The organism is Ornithinibacter sp. (assembly GCF_035443565.1).
Taxonomy (GTDB): Bacteria; Actinomycetota; Actinomycetes; order Actinomycetales; family Dermatophilaceae; genus Fodinibacter.
On sequence record NZ_DAORSO010000348.1, the window covers coordinates 1 to 1482 of the forward strand.

Here is a 1482-nt window from a genome sequence, read left to right on the forward strand (position 1 = left end):
ACTTCGGTTTCGTCGCCCTCCAGCAGCTCGCGCTGGAGCACCTCATCGGCTGAGGTGCGCCCGCGGCGGGAGGGCGTGGGCTAGCGTGAGGCGATCGAGGTGCGGCGTACCGTCGAACGGTCCGTGCGCCCTCCCGGCCGGCGGAAGGCTGACGATGGCGTCGAGCAGTGCCGAGGTGGCCGCCGCGCTCAGGCTCGGCTGGGCCGTCGCCGAGGTCCGCGGGCGATCTTGGCCCGACGGCCCCCGCCCAGCCCGCACCGTGCCCCCGCTCGACCCTCCCGAGGTGCTGCCCCTGCGCTCGCAGCGTCGCCCGGCGGACGCCCGGCGGGAGGCGCAGCGAGGGCTCGTCGCGGCAGCCACGGTGCTGGGGGTCGGCCGCGACGGCGCCTTCGCCGAGGAGCTGCGGGTGGCGCTGCCCTCCGACGGCGGTGACGACCCGGCATCCGCGGTGGTGGACCCGGCGCGCGACCCCCACGCCGCGTGGAGCACCGCCGCGGCGTTCTTCCTCACGTGGGACCGTGGTTCCAGGACGAGCTCGCCCAGCGCGACGAGGCACTGGCCAACGCCTACCTGCTCGGCCGGGGGCTCGCCGAGTGCTACTGGGGGCTGGGGTCCGAGGCGACGTGGGTCAGCAACGGCAGGCCGTCGGCGGTGTCCCCAGCCTTCCTCCTCGGCGCCGACCGGCGTCTCGAGCTGAGCCGGATGCTCGGCCGGCTCGACCCGGCGATGACGCACGAGACGTCGCCAGCGGCCATCTCCGGGAGCCTGGAGGCGTGGGGTGCGGTGGCCCGCGACGAGCACTGGCTGAGCTCACCGGACCTACGGGCGACGCTCCACGAGCAGGTGCGCCGGTGGTACCAGCTGGTCGTCCTCGGTCAGGACCTCACGACCATGGTCCGGCCCTACGCGAAGCTCACCGGCCTGCGGGGCATCGGACGGGCGGCCCGCTTGTTCCGCCCTCAGCTCGCCCTGTTCGGCACCGCCCTGGCCCTGGTGACGGCCTTCTTCGCCGCGTCCGGGGCTACCGCTCCGGCGTGGGTGACCTCGCTGCTCGCGACGAGCGGCTTCGGGGTGTTCGTGGCAGCCAGCGTCCTGGCCCGCGGGCAGAGCGCCGCCCAGCGCCTGCTGACGCGGCTGCGTCAGGACGCCTACACCGACCTCGTCGCCGTGAGCCTGACCACCCTCCCCGAGCGACGACCGGAACCGGGGGCCGCGGCCGGGGGCGGTGCCCGCTCGGCCCGACGCACCCTGGAGTCGCTCGTGCGTCGCCGCTCGCTCACGACGCCGACCCGGCCTCCACCGGACCGCGCCACCCGGTGAGTCCCCGGGGTTCGGTGCCGGGACGTGGTGCGTGAACACCGTCCGCCTGCCACGCTGGGCCCCTCACCCCTGCGACGACGGAGGCGCGATGCCGGCGGCCCTGCTCGACCTGCTCCCACCCGGGACCACCGTGGATGCCGACGGTGTCGCCCGGGTGGGTGG

General features: G+C 75.8%; 1 protein-coding gene. It reads left to right on the forward strand.

What is annotated here, in order from left to right:
- Window positions 1-510: 510 nt before the first annotated feature.
- Window positions 511-1320 carry a hypothetical protein gene (locus PLL68_RS15095; protein ID WP_324535503.1) on the forward strand — a complete coding sequence of 270 codons (810 nt, stop codon included), beginning with the start codon at window positions 511-513 and terminating at the stop codon, window positions 1318-1320.
- Window positions 1321-1482: the final 162 nt, after the last annotated feature.